Below are 14716 nucleotides of genomic sequence, written 5' to 3' on the forward strand. Positions count from 1 at the left end.
ACCGCGCGGCATCCGCCGGACGCGCTCGAACCTAGCCGGCGGGCCTTCCGCGCCGGCTCGTGGGGCTGCCTGCGGGCAGGAGACGGCCGGCGCCTGACAGGATGCTGGCGGCGAGCGCCCGCGCCGCCGCCTCGTGCGACTGGCCGCCCACGACGACGAACTCGATCGAGCCCAGCCGCGGCAGCGCCTCGGCCGGCTCGGCCTCGGCCAGCCCGGGCGGGATCAGCCGTGCCGAATGGGCGGTGACGCCGAGCCCCGCGACCGTCGCCGCGCGCAAGCCGGCGAGGCTGCCGCTCGTGCAGGCGACGCGCCAGGCCCTGCCGGCGCGCTCCAGCGTCTCGATGGCGTGGACCCGCGTGATGCTGGGCGGCGGATAGAGCACCAGCGGCACCACCGGCTGCTCGGCCAGCCGCGCCCCGGGACGGCCGACCCAGACCAGCCGCTCCTCCCAGGCCACGACACCGCGCGTGTCGCCGTTGCGGCGCTTGACGAAGATCAGGTCGAGATCTCCGGCATCATATTGCTCGTAGAGCCGGCCGCTCAGGCCGACCGTCAGTTCCAGGTCGACGGCATGATGCTGCATGGCAAACTCGGCCAGGATGTCCGGCAGTGCCGTAAAGGCGAAATCCTCCGAGACCCCGAGCCGCAACCGGCCGCGCAGCGTCGAGCCCTTGAGATAATGCTCGATCCTGCTACCGGCCTCGAGCACCTGCCGTGCGAAGGGCCGGATCGCATCGCCATCCGGCGTCGGGCGAACCTCATGGGTGTCGCGCGCCAGCAATCTGCGCCCGACGCGCCGTTCCAGCCGCGCGACGTGCTGGCTGACCGAAGATTGCCGCAGCCCGAGCTGCCGCGCCGCCTCGGTGAAGCTGAGCGTTTCGCAGACCTTGAGAAAGCTGCGCAGCAGCACGGGATCGAGCGGCCTGGGGTCGGTTTCCATGTCCATCATGTTTCATGATGATCAATATCATGTCCAGCACAGATCAAAATGAGCCGGCAATCTGCTAGGACGGCACCGGTTCTTGGAAGGAAGACGCCGGATGATCCGCCGCACGCTCGCCCGCTTCGGCATCGACCCGTATCTGCTCGCACTGCTCGGCACTGTCGCGGTCGCGATCATCCTGCCGGCGCAGGGACGCGGAGCCGTGGTCGCCAACGACGCCGTCTCCGTCGCGGTGGCGCTGCTGTTCTTCCTCTACGGCGCGCGTCTTTCGCCGAGGGCAGTGTGGGAAGGGTTGCTGCATTGGCGGCTGCAGTCCCTCGTCTTCGCCAGCACCTACCTGCTGTTTCCGGTGCTCGGCCTGGGCCTGACGCGGGCCTTCGGCGGCTGGCTCTCTCCCCCGCTGATCCTGGGCCTGATGTTCGTCTGCGTGCTGCCCTCCACCGTGCAGTCCTCGATCGCCTTCACCTCGATCGCGCGCGGCAATGTCGCCGCTGCGCTGTGCAGCGCCTCGGTCTCGAACCTGTTCGGCATGGTGGTGACGCCGCTGCTCGTCATGCTGCTGCTCGATTCGAAAGGCGTCGGCTTCAGCGGCGCGGCGATGGAGAGCATCGCCCTCCAACTGCTGCTGCCCTTCGCGGTCGGCCAATGCCTCAGGCCCTGGATCGGAAGCTTCCTGCAACGCTACAAGTCGGTGATCTCGCTCGTCGACCGTGGCTCGATCCTGCTAGTGGTCTACGACGCCTTCAGCGAGGGCATGGCGGCCGGCATCTGGTCGCAGGTCACCGTGAGCGATCTCGTCATGGTCGTTCTGCTCGACATGGCTCTCCTCGCCGCCGTCCTCGCGATCACCACGATCGTCAGCCGCCGTCTCGGCTTTTCCAAGGAGGACGAGATCGTGATCGTCTTCTGCGGTTCCAAGAAGAGCCTGGCCAGCGGCATTCCCATGGCCAACATCCTGTTTCCGGGCCAGGCGCTCGGCCTCATCGTCCTGCCGCTGATGCTGTTCCATCAGATCCAGCTGTTCGCCTGCGCGACGCTTGCGCAGCGCTATGCGCGCCGCCCCGTCGAAGCGCGCCCGGAGCCGGAGCCGCGCACCGTTCTCGGCTCTGCCGAGGCTTGATGCGGTTTCGCGGGCTTTTTTGCCTCCCCGAGGGAACAGCCGCGCGTCAGCCTTGTTGATCCTGCGCCTGCCCTTACATGAAGGGGAGCTCGAATCGACATCGAGCCGCCCTTCGATCTGGGGCGCGATGGAGACGCAGGCGAGGTCTGGCGCGCTTCCGGCCGCCCTCGCCGGGTGCCTCCAGCAACAAGCCGCACCGGCCGCCCCCGGGCGTGCGGCGGGATGGCGGTGGACCGCCAGCGGTGGTCCGTCCGTCAGGAAAGACGGAGGATCTGCATGACCCTGAACGAGAAATCCCAACGCGAGATTCGCAAGATCGCCTACGCGATCTGGATGAAGGAAGGGCAGCCGGAGGGCCGCGACCGCGAGCATTGGGAAGCGGCCAAGGAACTCTGGGCCTTCCGCAGCCACAACCATGCCCTCCCCGACGAGGAGGACGAGGTCAAGGCCGCCGCGCGCGGCAAGCAGTCAGAACACGGCCGCCCGATGTAGCGGTCGCAAGACGAGAACCGGCCTCACCCTGCAGGGTGCCTCGCGAAGAAGGGCCGGGCGTCGATACGGGTCAGGGGCAGGCGTAACCGCCGGGCGTCGCCATGCAGCGCGCTCCGGTGGGCAGGATGAGCGCGCCGCCGCGATCCCGGCGGACATAATCACCGTTCGGCAACCGGAAGCCACCGGTCGGGTCGGGCGTGACGCGCGTTCCGTCGGGGAGCACCAGCTGGCCGCCGTCGCGGAGGATCTGCTTCGCGGCCCCCGTCTGCGCGACAGGCGTAGGGACTGGCCGGCTGGAAACACAGCCTGAAATGAACAGCGCGATGGCGCCGAGCGAAATGGATGTCTTGATCATAGCCTCACCTTTGCCGCGCCGATGAGCAGTGGAAGAGCGATGGCGGTCAAGCCGCCATCGCTCGATCATGGGGAGGCAGGGTCGCGCCCGGAGGGTGCGCCTGCGCACGTGGCATCGGGCCGTTACCGGATCAGTACACCCAGCGACAGACGCGAACCGGACGGCCGAAGCGATTGCGCCGAACCGTGCAGACCTGGCGGCGCGGGCGGCGACGATGCCGATAGTACTGGGCCTGCTCGATCGGAGTTCCGTCGGGAAGGGTCGTCGCCTTCTCGGAGGGCGTTGCCCCCAGCGCCGGAGCGGCGGCGCCGAGCGCCGCGGCATCGGCCTTGCCGGAGATGGCGACGGTGGCCGCGCCGGCGGAGAGGGCGAAAAGCCCCAGCAGGAAAGAGCGTCGTTCCATGAAACGTTTCTCCAATCGAATCGAATAGGCCCGGTCGAATCAAACAAGACGAGGCTATGGCCCAAAACGGCCCAGCAACAAGAATGTTTCGTTAACGTGCGCGCTTCGATGGACAGACCCTGCACCCGCAAGGTGACAATGCGTTGAATTCCATCCGTGGGCACCGGCTGAATTTGCCGGGCAAATCATGATCTTGCGCGTCGGACGGAGGCGACGCAAGGCGACTGGCGCCGCGCAGCGTCCGCCCATGCGAATCCTTGACGCTCCGCGCTCGGGACGGCGCCCGCGAAGGGTAGAGGAGGCCTGCTGCGCGCCGGATCGATCCTTCCTGACCCCGCGGAGAGGCGCTTCTAGACCGCCGGCGGCGTGCCGTGCGTGTGGAAGCTCTCGATCGTCTTGAGCCCCCAGGCTTGCCCTTTCTTCCGCTCGGTCTCGGTCCAGGTCACGGTCTGCCAGTCCGGATCGAGGATAAGCCGCGCGCCGGCATTGGCGATCTCGACGCGGTTGCCGGCGGGTTCGTAGACATAGAGGAAGAAGGTCTGCTGCACCGCGTGCTTGTGCGGCCCGGTCTCGATGAAGACGCCGTTCTCCAGGAAGAGATCGGCCGCCTCCAGAATGTGCTCACGCTGGTCGACGGCATAGGTGACATGGTGGAAGCGCCCCTGCGCCGGCATGTGGTCGCGGGTGTAGGCGATGTCGTAGCTCTTGTTGTTGACCGTGAACCAGCATCCGCCGACCTCGCCCGAATCCAGCACGATCTGCTCGGTGATGCGGCTGCCCAGCGCCTTCGGCATGAACTCGCGGATCGCGGCGACGTCCTGCGCCAGCAGGTTGAGATGATCGAGCCGGCGCACGGCGCAGCCGCGGCCGTGATTGCGCTGCGCCTGGTTCTTCAGCGCCGGCCGCTCGCTTTCGGGCGCCCGATATTTATGCGTGTCGAAATAGATCTCGAAGACATGGTTGTCGGGATCGCGGAAGCGATAGGCCCGGCCATGGCCGAGATCGCCCTCGCTCCAGCCGATGCCGGCGCCCATCGCCTCTATCGCGGCGACGCGGCGCAGCAGCCCCGCCTCGCTCGACGCGCGATAGCCGATATGGCCGACGCCGGTGGTGCTCGACGCCGTGAGTTTCAGCGTGTGGAACTCGTAGTCGTCCCAGGCACGCAGATAGACCGAGTCGCCCTCGCGCCCACTCTCCGTCAATCCGAAGATGTTGACGAAGAAGTCGAGGCTGGCTTCCGGCTTGTTGGTGAAGAGCTCGACATGGCCCAGATGGGCGATGTCGAAGCAGGGCTCCGCACTCATCCCCAGACTTCCTTGGCCACTTCGAGAATGCGCGAGAGCTTGGCCCATTGCTCGTCCTCGGCCAGCACATTGCCTTCCTCGGTCGAGGCGAAGCCGCATTGCGGCGACAGGCAGAGCTGCTCCAGCGGCGCGAACTTGGCGGCCTGCTCGATGCGGCGCTTGAGATTGTCCTTGCTCTCGATCTCCCCGAACTTGGAAGTGACGAGGCCGAGCACGACCTGCTTGTCGCCCTTGGGCAGGAAGCGCAACGGCTCGAAGCCGCCCGAGCGGTCGTCGTCCCACTCCATGAAATAGCCGTCGACATCGATCTGGTTGAAGACCATGTCGGCCACCGGCTCATAGCCGCCCGACGCGATGAAGGTCGATTTGAAGTTGCCGCGGCAGGTATGGGTGGTGATCTGCATGTCGGCCGGCTTCGCCTTCAGCGCGGCGTTGAGCACGTCGCGATAGACGAAGATCAGCTTGTCCGGATCGTCGCCGCGCTCGGCCAGCATCTTCCGCTGCTCGGGATCGCAGAAATAGGACAGGCTGGTGTCGTCGAGCTGCAGATAGCGGCAGCCGGCGTCGTAGAAGGCCTTGATCGCCTTGGCGTAGGCCTTGCCCAGGTCCTCGTAGTAATCCTCCATCCTCAGATAGGCGCTCGGGTCGATTGCCTTCCGCCCGCCGCGGTAATGCAGCATGGACGGGCTCGGGATGGTCATCTTCGGCACGCGGCTGGTCACCGAAGCCAGGAATTTGAAATGGGCGAGATGCGGATGGTCCGCCGGGAAGTCGAGCTTCCCGGTGACCCGGATGCCGTGCCCCTTGGTGGCCACGCCCTTGAACTGGATGCCGGCGTCGGTCTCGTAGGTGGTGACGCCGGTCAGGCCGTCGAGGAAGTCGAAATGCCAGAACGCCCGGCGATACTCGCCGTCGGTCACGGCCTGCAGCCCGACCTCCTCCTGCTTCCTGACGAGCTTCCTGATCTCCTCGTCTTCGATCTTGGTCAGCTCGGCCTGCGCCATCTGCCCGGCAGCGACCTTGGCGCGCGCGTCCTTGACCGGCGCGCTGCGCAGCAGGCTGCCCACCATGTCTCCCCGGAACGGCGGCTTTGTCCTCTGAGTCATGCTGTTTCCTCCTGGTTCTTGCTGGTCAGGTCGCGGCGGCGAGGCCGAGATGGTGTTCGAGCCGCTCGGGCTCGGCGATGAGCGTCGCGCTGCGCTCGGCGAGGACCACGCGGCCGCGTTCGAGCACGATCGCATCGTCCGTCAGTTCGAGGATCTTGCGCGCATGCTGCTCGATCACGATGGCTGAAATCCCCTCCTCGCGGAACAGGGCCTTCAATGCCCTCAGCAGTTCCTCGACGATGATCGGCGCCAGCCCTTCGGTCGGCTCGTCGAGCAGCAGCAGCTTCGGGTTCAGCATCAGCGCCCGGCCGATCGCCAGCATCTGCTGCTCGCCCCCGGAAAGCTGGTTGCCGAGATTGGTCTTCCGCTCGGCCAGCCGCGGAAACATGCGGAAGACGCGGGCCACGTCCCAGGGTCCCGGCCGCGCGACCGCGGTCAGGTTCTCGAGCACCGTCAGCGACTTGAAGATGTTGCGCTCCTGCGGCACCCAGCCGATGCCGGCATGCGCCCGCTGTTCGGGCGAGGCGGTCGAGAGATCGCGCCCGGCCAGCACGATCCGCCCGCCGCGCCGGCGGGTCACGCCGATGATGCTGTTGACCAGCGTCGTCTTGCCGACGCCGTTGCGGCCGAGCAGCGCCAGCGAGTGCCCTGCCGCCAGCGAGAGGTCGATGTCGAACAGCACCTGCGCCTCGCCATAGCCGGCGCTCAGCCGCTCGATCGTCAGAAGCGTCGGCTGCGAAGCGTCAGACATGGGCATCCTCGCCGAGATAGGCCTCGCGAACGGCGGCATTGCGCGCCATCTCCTCCGGCGTCCCCTCCGCCAGCACGCGGCCGTTGACGAGCACGGTGATGCGCGTGGCGAAGCGGAAGACGACGTCCATGTCGTGCTCGATCAGCAGTACGGAAACGTCGGCGGGCAGGTCGGCGACCGTCCGCATCAGCTCGCGACGCTCGGCCTCCGGCACACCGGCCGCGGGCTCATCGAGCAGGAGCACGGAGGGCCGCGCGGCGAAGGCGGCGGCGATCTCGATCTGGCGCTGCTTGCCATAGGGCAGCGTCGCGATTGTCCGGTCCATGATGTCGTCCAGCCGGAAGCGGCTCAGGATGTCCGCGACCTGGCTCACGAGCTCCGTGTCGCGGTCGAGCGTGCGGAACAGGTGGCTGCCGCGCCCGAGGCGTTCGGAGATGACGAGTGCGATCATCTCCAGCGGCGTCATGGTCGCGAAAAGCTGGTTGATCTGGAAGGTGCGCGCCAGGCCGCGCTTCACCCGCGCCTCGCGCGGCAACCCCGTGATGTCCTCGCCCATCAGCGCGATGCGGCCGGAACTCGGCTTCAGCACGCCGGTCAGCTGATTGACGAAGGTGGTCTTGCCGGCGCCGTTCGGGCCGATCAGCGCGTGGCGCGCCCCTTTCGCCAGCGTGAAGTCGACATGGTCGGTCGCCGTGATCCCGCCGAAGCTCTTGACGAGGTCGAAGGTCTGGAGCGCGGCGCTCATCGGACGGCCCCCTTGCGAACGGCGGAGAGGCGCCCGGCGACGCCCTTGACCACACCGTGGATGATCTCGCGGCCTCCCAGCACGAAGAGAACGAGGAAAAGCCCGATCCAGAACATCCAGTATTGCGGCGTGAAGCTCGCGATCGCATCCTGTAGCAGCTTGAAGACGATCGCGCCGACGAGACCGCCGTAGAGATAGCCCGCGCCGCCGATGATCAGCACCAGCATCAGGTCGGCCGAGCGGTGGAAATCGAGCACGTCGAGCGAGACGAACTGGGTGGTCTGGGCCAGCAGCGCTCCGGCCGCCCCGGCATAGGCGGCGGCAAGCGTGTAGGCGGCGGCGAGACGCCGCGCATTCGGCACCCCCGACGCCGCGGCGCGCAACGGGTTGTCGCGGATCGCGCGCAGGGACAGGCCGAAGGGCGAATGCACCACCCGCCGCGCCACCAGAAACAGCACGAAGAGCACGCTGAGCGAATAGAGATAGGCCGTGCGGCCGAAGATGTCGAAATCGAACAGGCCGAGCACCGGCCCCATCGCGACGCCCTGCAGGCCGTCGGCGCCGCCCGTCAGCCAGCCCAGGGAGTTGGCCAGCTCGTAGACGATCAGCGCGACGCCGAGCGTGATCATGAGGCGGGTCAGATCGCTGCCGCGCAGCACCAGCGGGCTGGTCAGGAGGCCGAGCATCGCTCCGGCGCTCATGCCCGCCAGAAGCCCGGCAACCGGATCGCCGCCGACATGCTTCGCGAAGAGCCCCGCAGCGTAGGCGCCCATGCCGAGGAAGGCGGCATGCCCGAGCGAGACGATGCCGGCATAGCCGAGGATGAGGTCGAGCGAGAGCGCGAACAGCGCAAGGATCGCGATCTCGTTGAGAAGCAGCAGCTGGCTCGGCAACAGGACGAAGGCGGCAAAGGCCAACAGCCAGAAGGCGAGCTCGGCCGGGTGCCAGCGTCGCCCGGCATAAAGGGCGTGCCCGACGCGGCTCTCGAAGCTTCGCGCCGTCATGTCCGCGCCCTCGCGAACAGCCCGTGCGGGCGGGTGATCAGCAGCGCGACCATCAGCGCGTAGATGATGAAGGCACCGATCTCGGGGACGAGATACTTGCCGACGACGTCGGCGACGCCGAGCAGCATGGCGGCGAAGAACGGCCCGGTGATGCTCGAGGTGCCGCCGACGGTGACGACGATGAGGAAATAGATCATGAATTTCAGCGGAAAAGTCGGGTCGAGGCCCATGAGTTCGATGCCGAGCGCTCCACCCAGCCCGGCCAGGCCGCAGCCCAGTGCGAAGGTCAGCGCGAAGAGCCGGTTGACCGGGATGCCGAGCCCTCTCGCGACGCGGGCATCGTCCACCGCCGCGCGCAGGCGGCTGCCGAAGCGGGTGCGCGTGAAGCCCCATTGCAGCGAGAAGGCCAGCAGGCCGCAGATCGCGATGACGAACAGGCGGTAGCGGCCGATGCCGATGCCGGCGATCTCGAAGCGCCCCTGCAGCCAGCCAGGCAGGTGGATGAACTGCTGGCCGGAGCCCATCAGCCAGTCGGTGCCGGCAACCGCCATGAACACCAGCCCGATCGAGAACATCACCTGGTCGAGATGGCTCTTGGCGTACATCGGCCGGTAGATCAGCCGCTCCAGCGCGATGCCGACCAGCGCCGCCGCGAGGAAGGCGAGTGGCAGGCTCGCCAGGAACGGCACTCCCAGCCGCTGCATCGCCTGCACCGCGACATAGCCGCCGAGCATCGCGAAGGCGCCGTGCGCGAGGTTGACGAAGTTCATCAGCCCCATCGTCACGGACAGCCCGCAGCCGAGGACGAACAGCACCATTCCATAGGCGATGCCGTCGAAGAGGATGGTCAGCATGGGCGTCGAGCCGCCGCGGTCGGACGTTCGGCCGTCACTTCCGGGCTTTCACCGGGTCCTTGACGTCCTTGATCGTCGCGAACTCGACATTGTACAGCTGCGAGCCGACCTTCTCGGTCTTGCGGACGTAGATGTTCTGGATGATGTCGCGGGTGTCGGGGTCGATCTTCACCGGCCCGCGCACGCTCTCCCAGGAGGCGCCCTTCATCGCCGCGATCAGCTTGTCGCCGCTCGCGTCGCCCTTGGTGCTTTCGAGGGCTTTCGCGATCAGGTGCATGCCGTCATAGCCGCCGACCGCCATGAAATTCGGCCGCATGCCGGGATTGGCCTTCTCGAAAGCCGCGACGAAGGCCTTGTTGGCCGGGCTGTCATGGGCTGCCGAGTAATGGTGGGTTGTGATCGCACCGAGCGCGACGTCGCCGATGCCCTCGAGGATGTCGTCGTCGACCACGTCGCCGGTGCCGATCAGCTTCACGCCGGCCTTGTCGAGGCCGCGCTCGACGAACTGCTTCATGAATTGCGCGCCTACGCCCGACGGCACGAAGACGAAGAGCGCATCGGGCTTGGCCTCGGAGACGCGCTGCAGGAACGGAGCGAAATCGGGATTGCGCAGCGGGATGCGGACGCTCTCGACCGTTCCGCCGGCCGCCTTGAACTTGGCCGCGAAGGAGGTTTCGGCATCGATGCCCGGCCCGTAGTCGGTGACCACGGTGAAGACCTTCTTGATCCCGTTCTTGGCCGCCCAATCGGCCATCGGCTCGGCAGCCTGCGGCAGGGCGAAGGAGGTGCGCACGATATAGGGCGAGGCCTCGGTGATCGAGGACGTCGCAGCCGCCATCACGACCTCCGGCACCTTGGCCTGCGTCGCGATCTGCGCGGTCGCCATCGCGAGCGGCGTCAGACCGAAGCCGGCGAGCACCGCGACCTTGTCGTTGACGACCAGTTCCTGCGCCAGCCGGCGCGTCTGGTCGGCATTGCCCGCATCGTCCTTCAGGATGACCTCGAGCTTGCGCCCGCCATGGCTGGCGCCTTCCTGTGCCAGGAAGAGCTTCACCGCCGCGTCGATCTGCTTGCCGGTCGAGGCGAAGGGGCCGGTCATCGGCAGGATCAGGCCGATCTTCACCGGCTCCTGCGCCAGTGCGTACCCGCTCGTGGAGGCGGCCAGCGCCAGCCCGAGCATGCCACCGAGAAGCGTCCTGCGATGCGTCATTGCCGTTCCCTTTCCCCAGAAATTGGCTCTCTTGAGAGGCCTGTTCTTCGTCTCAATCGTCGTCGCGATAGACGAGGCCCGCTTTTGCGAGCCCTTCCCGCATAGCGTACATGTCCAGTCCGAGTTCGCCAGAGGCCAGACGCCTGCGCTTGTCCTCCTCGCTGGCCTCGCGCTTGCGGCCGGCGGCCGCCACCGTCTCGGCCTCCAAACGCGGCACCACCACGACGCCGTCGTCATCGGCGACGATCGCGTCGCCGGGGTGGACCAGCGCCCCGGCGCAGACCACCGGCACGTTGACCGCACCCAGCGTCGCCTTCACCGTCCCCTTGGCCGAGATCGCCCGCGACCAGACCGGGAAGCCCATCTCGGTCAGCACGCGCACGTCGCGGACGCCGGCATCGATGACCAGCCCTACGCCGCCGCGCGCCTTGAGCGAGGTCGCGAGCAAATCGCCGAACATGCCGTCGGTATTGTCGGTGGTGCAGGCGACGACGAGCACGTCGCCCGGCTGCACCTGCTCGATCGCGACATGGATCATCCAGTTGTCGCCGGGTTGGGCGAGCACGGTGACCGCCCCGCCGGCGATCTGCGCGCCGGCATAGATCGGCCTCATATAGGGCTTCATCAGCCCGCTCCGGCCCATCGCCTCATGCGTCGTGGAGACGCCGAGCTCGCGGAGATCGGCCACCGCCGCCGCTGCCGGGCGCTTCCTGGTCCGGATCACGACGGGGTTCATGCCAGCGTCTCCAGCGCTTCCGGGAAGAGGCGCTGATAGGCCTCGCCATAGGTCATCGCCTTGCCCGAGTTGCGCCCCCCCTGCATGCCGCGGTTCAGCGCGACGCGGGTGTAATATTCCCAGAGATGCTTCTGTGCGGCGAGGATCTCGAAGGCCTTGCGCTTCTGCTCCCAGACCTCGTCGATGTTGAGGATGACGTTCGGCTTGAAGTTGCACTGCTCGGGCTGGTGCGGCTCGAACAGGAAGACCGGCGGGGCGGCATAGGCGCGGCCGGGATCGGGCTTGTGCCCCGCCGCCTGCGCGATGATGCGCGCCTCCTGGGCGAAGCGCGTCGCCTCCGGATGGTCGACATTGTAGGGGTCTTCCAGCGCATGCGTCAGCACGAAGCTGGGGTTGAGCTCGTGGAAGATGTCGATGGCGCGTTCCAGCATGGCGGGCGTCGTCCGCAGCGGATAATCCCCCGCATCCATGAACTCGATCTCCGCCCCGAGCAGGTTGGCCGCCGCCTGCGCCTCCTCCCGGCGCTGCGCCTTGACGTCCTCCATCCGGACGCCCGCCTTCTTCCAGGCGAACTGGCTCTCGCCGCGCTCGCCATAGGACAGGCACAGGATCTTCACGCGCATCCCGCGCCTGGCGTGCAGCGCGATGGCACCGCCCGCCCGCCAGACGAAGTCGCCGGGATGCGCGGTGATCACCAAGCCGGTCTTGTGCGCATTCGCCATGGGCTTTCGGTCCTCTCGTCTCATTCGGCCGCATCGCGGGCCGGGCCCGCATGCGCCGCCATCATGCTCGCCGGCACGAAGGCGCGGCCGTCCATCAGGATGCGCGCGGTCCGCAGAAGGCCCGCCCGCTCGATCGCCGGCTGCTCGGCCGTTCCACCGACCGTCAGCGTCACCGTGAACTCGCCGGTCGGATGCTCGACCGAGAGCGAGCGCTCCCGTCCCTCCGGCATCACGGCGACGGACGCGGCGGGCGACCCCGGCAGCGCCGCCGCCGTCGCCACGGTCACCGCGGCGAAGACGCCGATCGAGGCGTGGCACTCATGCGGGATGAAGCTGCGCGTGCAGATCGAACCGCCCGCCTGCGGCGGCGCCACGAGCGCGATCTTCGGTACCACCTTCTTCGCGACGTCGCCGAGTTTCATCAGCGGCCCGGCGGCGAGGCGGATGTGCTCGATCCGCGCCTTCAGTTCCGTATCCCTGTCGAGCGCCTCGCGCGTCTCGTAGCCGGTGCGCCCGACATCCGCGGCCCGCATCACGATCACCGGCATGCCGTTGTCGATCAGCGTGCAGGGTACGCCCTCGATCACGTCGACGACGTTGCCGGTCGGAAGAAGCGAACCGCAGACCGAGCCCTCGGCATCGAGGAAGCCGATATCGATCGGCGCCGAGGTGCCCGGCACGCCGTCGATGCGTGCGTTGCCCTCGGCGCTCGCCTCACCGTCGGGCGTGTCCATGGTGAGATCGGCGATCGTGCCGGTGTTGATCGTGCGGACGCGCACGGTGGTCCGCGCCCCCTTCGCCTGGACGAGTCCGCGCGCCAGCGCGAATGGGCCGATGCCGGCCAGGATGTTGCCGCAGTTCGGCGTCGTATCGACCTGGGCCGTCTCGATCCCGACCTGCGCGAACAGGAAGTCGACGTCGCAGCCCGGTTCGTCCGAACGCGAGACGATCGCGACCTTGCTGGTCAAAGGATGCGCGCCGCCGAGCCCGTCGACCTGCCGCTTGTCGGGCGAGCCCATCACCGCCAGCAGGAAGGCGTCGCGCGCAGCGATGCCAACCGGCAGGTCGTCGCGGAGGAAGTAGGCTCCCTTCGAGGTGCCGCCGCGGATCAGCATGCAGGGAACGCCGACCTGTCCCATCGCCCTACTCCGCCGCCTTGATGCCGGCGCGCGTGATCACATCGCGCCAGAGCGTCAGCTCCGAGGCGATCAGTTGGCCGAAGCCGTCCGGCGTTTCCGGCCGCGCGATCGCACCGTCACGGGCAAGCGCCGCGGCGAAATCGGGCTGGCTCAACGACGCATTGATCTCGCGATTCAGCCGGTCGACGATCGCGCGCGGCGTCTTCGCCGGGGCGACCACGCCATACCATTGCACGGCCTCGAAGCCGGGCAGCCCCTCTTCCGCGAGGGTCGGCAGCTCGGGCGCGAAGCCGACGCGCTCGCGGCTGGCGACGCCGAGAACCCGGAGCTGCCCGCCCTCGGCGAGCGGCAGCACCGCTGGGCCGCCGGTCAGCGTGAACTGGACGTTGCCCGCGACGAGATCGTTCACCGACGGCGCGGTCCCCCGATACGGGACATGCACGGCATCGATCCCGGCGCGATAGGCCAGATAGGCCGTCGCGATATGGGCGGCGCTGCCCTGGCCGCCGGAGCTGTAGTTCAGCTTGCCGGGATTCGCCTTGGCGTAGGCAATGAACTCTCCGAGCGTCCTGGCCTGGAGCTTCGGGTTGATCGCCAGAATGTTGGGCACCATCGCCACGAGCGCGACCGGCTGGAAATCCTTGACCGGATCATAGGGCACGCTGGGATAGAGCGAGGGCGCGAAGGCGAGCGTGCCGATATGGCCCATCATCAGGGTATGGCCGTCCGGATCGGCTTTCGCGACCTGGCCCGCCGCCGTCATTCCGCCGGCGCCCGGCCGGTTCTCGATGACGAAGCCCTTCCCCGGGATGACCTGCTCGAGCTTGTGAGCGATCAGGCGCGCCAGCACGTCGGTGCTGCCGCCCGGCGTGAACGGCACGACCACGCGGATGACCTGGCTTGGCCAGCCCTGCTGAGCCCGCGCCGGTGCGAAAGCGGCGGCCCCCATGGTGGCGAAGCCGGCGAGAACGGAGCGGCGGTCGGGCTGCATCAGAATTCTCCCCGGGGACGTGCGCCGCGCTGCTGGGCGTCGGCGACCGCGCTGGCCAGCCCCGGCGCGAGACCCGCCACGGCGAGCATCTCCGCCGCCTCGCGCATCTCGGCCGCGCGCCGGACTCCATGGGTGGCGACGCGCTCGCGCATATCCGCGGCGAGCGCGTGGAAATCGATCGAGGGGAAGGTCGCGCGCAGGCTGGCAAAGACGGGATCCTTGACGTCCCAGGCCTCGCAGGCGGCGGCGCAGTCCACCATCAGCGCCTCCAGGCCCTTGATGACGATGGAACGGCACAGCTTCATCGCGGAGGCGCGGCCGAAGACGTCGGAGACCGGCGTCATGTTCATGCCCAGCCGGTTCAACGTCTCGGCTGCGGCTTGCGCCCTCGGCCCTCCGGCAAGGATCGCGACGCCGAGGCCGGGCTTCAGCACGGGGGCCATCACGGCCGCCTCGACATAGTCCGCGCCGCTCGCCATGACGGCCGCCGCCGCCCGCTGCTTCGTCGAGGGTGCGGCGGAGTTGACGTCGACGAAGATCTGGCCGGGCCGCAGCCAGCCGGCGGCCTCCCGCGCCACGGCTTCGGCACGGTCCGCGGTGACGGCCGAGAACACGAACCCGGCCCCGGCGCAGGCCTGTTCGGCCGTCGCGGCCCGGGTCACCCCGATCTCGGCGGCAGCGGCCTCCAGCCGGCGGCCGGCCTCCTGATCGAAGAGCAGGTCGAAGGCGCGGATTCCGTCCACGCCGTTGGCGTGGAGGTCGCGCGAAAACCGCTGGCCGACCTCGCCGAACCCGATGAACGCGATCGCGGCTGTTCCAGCCATCGTCGCCACTCCCTGTG

At 68.1% G+C, this 14716-nt stretch carries 17 protein-coding genes; 2 read left to right on the forward strand and 15 right to left on the reverse strand.

Annotated elements, in window-relative coordinates; genetic code table 11:
• Positions 1-31: 31 nt before the first annotated feature.
• Positions 32-940, reverse strand: coding sequence for a LysR family transcriptional regulator (locus BGO20_RS19425; protein WP_291659118.1), 909 nt, complete (start codon positions 938-940; stop codon positions 32-34).
• Positions 941-1040: 100 nt separating this feature from the next.
• Between BGO20_RS19425 and BGO20_RS19430 the strand changes: the two genes are divergently transcribed.
• Positions 1041-2063 carry a bile acid:sodium symporter family protein gene (locus BGO20_RS19430; RefSeq protein WP_291659119.1) on the forward strand — a complete coding sequence of 341 codons (1023 nt, stop codon included), beginning with the start codon at positions 1041-1043 and terminating at the stop codon, positions 2061-2063.
• A gap of 276 nt (positions 2064-2339) precedes the next feature.
• Positions 2340-2555 carry a DUF2934 domain-containing protein gene (locus tag BGO20_RS19435; protein WP_291659120.1) on the forward strand — a complete coding sequence of 72 codons (216 nt, stop codon included), beginning with the start codon at positions 2340-2342 and terminating at the stop codon, positions 2553-2555.
• A 70-nt stretch (positions 2556-2625) separates the two neighbouring features.
• Here BGO20_RS19435 and BGO20_RS19440 read toward each other — a convergent pair whose 3' ends face one another.
• The 14 genes from BGO20_RS19440 to BGO20_RS19505 all read right to left on the reverse strand — a co-directional run bounded on the left by BGO20_RS19440 (position 2626) and on the right by BGO20_RS19505 (position 14699).
• Positions 2626-2979: a hypothetical protein gene (locus tag BGO20_RS19440; RefSeq protein WP_291659121.1), complete on the reverse strand. Its 354-nt coding sequence runs from the start codon at positions 2977-2979 to the stop codon at positions 2626-2628.
• A gap of 61 nt (positions 2980-3040) precedes the next feature.
• On the reverse strand, positions 3041-3313 hold the full coding sequence (locus tag BGO20_RS19445) for a hypothetical protein (protein WP_291659122.1): 273 nt from the start codon (positions 3311-3313) through the stop codon (positions 3041-3043).
• Between the two features lie 350 nt (positions 3314-3663).
• On the reverse strand, positions 3664-4617 hold the full coding sequence (locus BGO20_RS19450; protein WP_291659123.1) for a catechol 2,3-dioxygenase: 954 nt from the start codon (positions 4615-4617) through the stop codon (positions 3664-3666).
• The gene (locus BGO20_RS19455; RefSeq protein ID WP_291659124.1) at positions 4614-5723 is read right to left on the reverse strand and encodes a 5-methyltetrahydropteroyltriglutamate--homocysteine S-methyltransferase; all 1110 of its coding nucleotides are present in this window, start codon (positions 5721-5723) and stop codon (positions 4614-4616) included. Before BGO20_RS19455 ends, BGO20_RS19450 begins: the two co-directional genes overlap by 4 nt.
• Before the next feature lie 25 nt (positions 5724-5748).
• Positions 5749-6474 carry an ABC transporter ATP-binding protein gene (locus BGO20_RS19460; protein WP_291659125.1) on the reverse strand — a complete coding sequence of 242 codons (726 nt, stop codon included), beginning with the start codon at positions 6472-6474 and terminating at the stop codon, positions 5749-5751.
• On the reverse strand, positions 6467-7219 hold the full coding sequence (locus BGO20_RS19465; RefSeq protein WP_291659126.1) for an ABC transporter ATP-binding protein: 753 nt from the start codon (positions 7217-7219) through the stop codon (positions 6467-6469). The genes BGO20_RS19460 and BGO20_RS19465 overlap by 8 nt, the downstream gene beginning before the upstream one ends.
• A complete protein-coding gene (locus tag BGO20_RS19470) occupies positions 7216-8223 on the reverse strand; it encodes a branched-chain amino acid ABC transporter permease (RefSeq protein ID WP_291659127.1) in 1008 nt (335 codons plus the stop codon). Before BGO20_RS19470 ends, BGO20_RS19465 begins: the two co-directional genes overlap by 4 nt.
• Complete coding sequence (locus tag BGO20_RS19475; RefSeq protein ID WP_291659128.1) at positions 8220-9077, reverse strand: branched-chain amino acid ABC transporter permease; 858 nt, start codon at positions 9075-9077, stop codon at positions 8220-8222. Before BGO20_RS19475 ends, BGO20_RS19470 begins: the two co-directional genes overlap by 4 nt.
• Before the next feature lie 34 nt (positions 9078-9111).
• Complete coding sequence (locus BGO20_RS19480; RefSeq protein WP_291659129.1) at positions 9112-10287, reverse strand: ABC transporter substrate-binding protein; 1176 nt, start codon at positions 10285-10287, stop codon at positions 9112-9114.
• Between the two features lie 52 nt (positions 10288-10339).
• Positions 10340-11023, reverse strand: a complete 684-nt coding sequence (locus BGO20_RS19485; protein ID WP_291659130.1) for a 4-carboxy-4-hydroxy-2-oxoadipate aldolase/oxaloacetate decarboxylase — start codon at positions 11021-11023, stop codon at positions 10340-10342.
• The gene (locus BGO20_RS19490) at positions 11020-11745 is read right to left on the reverse strand and encodes a PIG-L deacetylase family protein (protein WP_291659131.1); all 726 of its coding nucleotides are present in this window, start codon (positions 11743-11745) and stop codon (positions 11020-11022) included. The genes BGO20_RS19485 and BGO20_RS19490 overlap by 4 nt, the downstream gene beginning before the upstream one ends.
• A 20-nt stretch (positions 11746-11765) precedes the next feature.
• Positions 11766-12884 (reverse strand): 4-oxalomesaconate tautomerase, encoded by a 1119-nt coding sequence (locus tag BGO20_RS19495; protein ID WP_291659132.1) that lies wholly within the window; start codon positions 12882-12884, stop codon positions 11766-11768.
• Positions 12885-12888: 4 nt separating this feature from the next.
• Positions 12889-13875, reverse strand: coding sequence for a Bug family tripartite tricarboxylate transporter substrate binding protein (locus tag BGO20_RS19500; protein WP_291659133.1), 987 nt, complete (start codon positions 13873-13875; stop codon positions 12889-12891).
• Positions 13875-14699: an NAD(P)-dependent oxidoreductase gene (locus BGO20_RS19505; RefSeq protein WP_291659134.1), complete on the reverse strand. Its 825-nt coding sequence runs from the start codon at positions 14697-14699 to the stop codon at positions 13875-13877. The genes BGO20_RS19500 and BGO20_RS19505 overlap by 1 nt, the downstream gene beginning before the upstream one ends.
• Positions 14700-14716: the final 17 nt, after the last annotated feature.

It is taken from the genome of Allobosea sp. 67-29, assembly GCF_001898115.1.
Taxonomy (GTDB): domain Bacteria; phylum Pseudomonadota; class Alphaproteobacteria; order Rhizobiales; family Beijerinckiaceae; genus Allobosea.